This is a genomic window from Hydrogenophaga sp., assembly GCF_026125825.1.
Lineage (GTDB): Bacteria > Pseudomonadota > Gammaproteobacteria > Burkholderiales > Burkholderiaceae_C > Hydrogenophaga.
The window spans coordinates 1-3,892 of sequence record NZ_JAHCKK010000182.1 but is presented as its reverse complement, the minus strand read 5'-3'; the positions used below and the strand labels follow the sequence as shown (position 1 = coordinate 3,892).

The following is a 3,892-nucleotide window of genomic DNA, read 5'->3' as shown; positions in this document are numbered from 1 at the left end:
GGGTAGCTGCGTCGAGCGAGATGCAGCAGCGCCCCGTGCGCCGTCAGCGCAAGATGCTCAGGGCGCCAGCCCTTCTGGCGGCAGTGCACGCCGGCCTGGCGCTTGGCGCCGCGCACGGGACATGGACAGATGGCTAGGCCATGCGTGCCAAGGGCTGTGGTGGCTGTGGCGCTCCTCTGGCGTGGCGAAGGGCAAGGGTAACTGTCACGGTGAATTGCGCACATCAGGTCGCGCATGCATGCGCGCGCGGTCCACAGAGCAGCAGCGCCGCCACGTGCGCCACCCGGCTGCGGAAACGGGCTCACCACACGGGCGCCGGGCAGGTCATGTTGGGGCAGCCGCACTGGTGGTAGACTGCAAAGCCCACGATGCGGTATTGCTGTTCACGAGTCAATGGGCGGGGAATCGGAACGGACACGGGAAGAAAACGGGAAGAAAACGGGAAGAAAATGGGAAGAAAACGAGTGGAAAACGAGTGGAAAACGAGCGGGACGCGAGCGGGACGCGAGTGGGACACGAGCGGAACTCGGCCGCGACGCGCCGGCTCATCATGGCGGGAGGGTCGACACCGCGACCCGAGGCCCTGGCGCCCCCTTGCGCCGCCGTGGAGAAGCATCGCGTCGTCGACCGCGCTCCAACGCACGCCAGGCCGTCTTGGGACCGGCCCCTCGCCGGCGGTGAAGGGAGCGCTCAGTCTTCATGTCGAGGGCGCAGGCGCACGCCCGCGCGGGCGAGAGCCGCCTGGGGCGTGCCGGCCTCCCCGCGTGGCTGCGCGCGTGCGTCCTCCTCCACTCGGACTTTGCCGATCCGGCTGTGCCGGCGGCGCAGATCGCCGCCGACCTGGGCGGCCACGTATCGGAGCGCACGGTGCAGCGCTACCGCGCACGCTACGCAGCGCGTGGCACGGTGGCGCGCAGCCAGGGAGCGTGCGGGCCCGAGCCGGCCATCCATGGTGAGACCGAGGCCTTCCTGCGCGGCGTCGTGGCGATGCAGGCAGACCTGTACTTGGACGAGCTCGCACAACTGCTGAACGCCGTCTACGGCCCAGCGCACACGTTCACGCGGAGGCAGGTGGACGACGCGCTGCGCCGCATGCGCTTCGTGCTGGTGCACAAGGAGTGGCGCAACATGAACGCCGACCCCGAGGAGCAACGGCGCTGGTTCACCACGCCGCCCGTCGGCCCGCCGCGCCAGCGCGGCATCCTGGGCGTCCCGACGGCGGCCATGGTCGACATCGACGAGACGGTCGTACGCATCGGCGGCCTACGTCGCACCAGAGCGCGTACGCTACGTGGCACGCGCGCGGTCTGCCCCGACGTCAACGACTACGCGGGCGTGGCGTACTCGATCATCCTGGCGACGGACATCAACGTCGGTGTCGTCGCCTACCAGATCTTGCCGGCGACGGTCAACCGCGACGCCTTCCTCCTGTTCCTCTACTTTTTTGCTCTTCCCGAAGCTGGGCCCATCGCCGCGGTTCCTGCTCATGGACAACGCGTCGTCGCACCACGGGGCGCCGATCGAGGAGACGTGCGCGGAGCGCGGACATGTCGTGCTCTACCGCCCCGCCTACTCGCCGCACCTGGCCTGGATCGAGCACCAGAACAGCGTCCTGAAGAGTGCTCTGCGCCGCCGCTACGCCGCGCTGACGCACGAGAACGTCGTCGGCGAGATTGAGCGCGCCATCCGCGAGTGCATCACGCCGGAGATGGTGCGCGCGTCGGCCGCGCACTGCCACTACAACGTGCCGGGCTATCCCTACCGGCCTTGGCTGGGCGATTAGACACTGGCGCGCTCGCGAGCGCGCAACTGCGGCTCGCGCACGAGCGCGTCCACGATGGCTGCCATGTTCTCCTTATTGTCGGCGAGAAAGTCCACCGTGGAACGCAGGATAGAGTACTTGGTGTGCCCCGGGTTGAGCGCAATCAGCATGGCCATTCGCCACGGGTCGCGCTCCATCAGGCCCTGCAGGCCGCTCACGGTGCGCGTGAGGGTCGGCGAGGTGGACGACGCGCGCGCCGTCGACGGTGCCCCCGGTCGCATCGTGGACGGCGGCGGCGTCGAAAAGGCCAAGGCCGGCGGCGCGTAGACGGGCAAGAATGGGGAAGAGGGAAGAGCGCTCGTGTCGTGCCCGTCGCTCTGCATGGCAGGCAGCGCCGTGGAGCTGTCCTGCAGGCCGAGGTATCCCCCTGCGCGCGCTCCATGCGCACGGCGCGCTCGCAACATGAGTTCGACGGCGGCATGCACACGCGCACAGGCGCAAGGCTGCGCACACTTGCCCGCCGCGTCGGCGCTGTGGCTGCTCTCGTCGACGAGCGGCGGGCTCAGGAGATCGTAAAGTGGATTCGGCAGCAACCGATCGCCTCTGCCACGAACAATCGCCCGTGCGACGGAGGCCTGGACGTGCGCGCTCGACACGCCCCGCGCGTTCAGGTTCTGCGCGATGGACGGCATCATCGCGTGCAGCCTGGCATCGTCACGGCCCCTGGTCGCCCTCTGCTTGGCGCCGGTGTGCGAGTGGACGAACCAGCGTAGCGGGTGCTGTTGAAGCTTCACTCTCGCGCAGCGGCAGATGTCGCACGGGCACGGCCGCGTCTTGCCCGCGCGCATGCACTGAGCACAGGCTTCGGCAGTGCCGCCTGCCTCACGCGGGTGCAGGCAGACAAAGTCGCCGAGCGTGTGCCCCGCACAGGATGGACCCGTGGGGCACGGGCGCGGCTCGTCCGTGTTGACGCCGCACAGCGGACAGTGCATGCAGACGACGCTCTGCGGCCACCGAGCGGGGTCGGCTACCTTAGTCGTCGCCTTTGTCTGCTTCGCGACGATTGCGGCAGGGCACTCCCACTTGGGGTCCTTCCAGCCCCGCAACGCGGTGTGCCTGCAGCCGCAACGAGGGCATGGCGGGGCGAAGGCGTCCGCCCCGTCGCGAGCAGGATCCTTGCCTTTCAGGACGGGCACCGCGTGGACGGCGCGAAAGTCGTGCTCCAGGCCGGGGCATCGCAGGTCCGCGTCCGCGTCCGTGCCCGTGTCCGAGCCCGTTTCCAAACCGGCCTCCTCGTCCGCCGCGGGGTAGGTGGGGTTCGTGCCAATGGCACCGAGCACCGTGACAAGATCGCTGGGGAATTGCGACAAGTCGCCCTCCATGAGCGATGCCTGGGAGTCTTCCATGGCTGAGGCTCACGCGATTCGCGCACTCGGGTGTCGCGGAGCTGGACGCGGTCCATGGCGCTCAAGCACCCCGCGCCGCCCGCGCCGAGGCGCGCTACGGCAGGTCTGCCAGCTCGCGCGTTTTCCGCGCGTTTTCCACTCGGTTCCAGTGCGGTTTCCGCCAAGTTTCTCCCATTTTTCTCCCATTTTTCTCCCACTTTTCTCCCACTTTTCTCCCATTTTCCTCCCATTTTCACCCCATTTTTCCACGCCCATTGACTCGTGAACAGCAATATTCACCCCAACGGGGTGCGCCGTTTTTCGGCGTCAAAATGTGACAAGCACTGGGCTGAGTGGCTCGAGATCTACTCCGAGCTCGTGACGCCCGAGAGCCAGCGTTCTGGTTTTGGTGAGATGATCGGCCGGGGTGTGACCCACACGGGCTATGCGCCCGCGCGCACGTACTATGTGCCGCTGATCTTCTACTTCAACCGGTACTATGGCTGCGCCCTGCCCCTGATCGCGCTCCAGCACCATGAGGTCAAGATCGACTTTGAGTTCCGCTCGTTCCTCGAGCTGCTCGAGACCGACGGCACGCCCACGGTGGCCAGCACGGAGATGGGTAACACCACGCTCTATGTCGACTACGTCTTCCTCGACGGTGAGGAGCGCCGGCGGTTTGCGCGCCAGCCGCACGAGTACCTGATCGACCAGCTGCAGTTCCATGGCGCCAACACGGTCAACT

The 3,892-nt window shown here is 67.6% G+C and carries 3 protein-coding genes; 2 read left to right on the top strand and 1 reads right to left on the bottom strand.

Features of this window, described 5'->3' with window-relative positions:
- Window positions 1-1,486 precede the first annotated feature (1,486 nt).
- Entirely contained in the window at window positions 1,487-1,783 is a 297-nt protein-coding gene (locus KIT86_RS25260; RefSeq protein ID WP_367185476.1) for a transposase, read from the top strand.
- Here the strand turns inward: KIT86_RS25260 and KIT86_RS24605 are convergent.
- The gene (locus KIT86_RS24605) at window positions 1,780-3,168 is read right to left on the bottom strand and encodes a hypothetical protein (RefSeq protein ID WP_297403300.1); all 1,389 of its coding nucleotides are present in this window, start codon (window positions 3,166-3,168) and stop codon (window positions 1,780-1,782) included. The two genes, KIT86_RS25260 and KIT86_RS24605, sit on opposite strands and share 4 nt — an antisense overlap.
- A gap of 261 nt (window positions 3,169-3,429) precedes the next feature.
- Between KIT86_RS24605 and KIT86_RS24600 the strand changes: the two genes are divergently transcribed.
- Window positions 3,430-3,892 (top strand): hypothetical protein (locus KIT86_RS24600; RefSeq protein ID WP_297403298.1); only part of this gene is annotated, 463 nt, incomplete at its 3' end.

Coding starts and splice junctions, on each gene's coding strand:
- KIT86_RS25260 (WP_367185476.1), top strand. CDS start 1,487: ATGGACAACGCGTCGTCGCACCACGGGGCGCCGATCGAGGAGACGTGC.
- KIT86_RS24605 (WP_297403300.1), bottom strand. CDS start 3,168: ATGGAAGACTCCCAGGCATCGCTCATGGAGGGCGACTTGTCGCAATTC.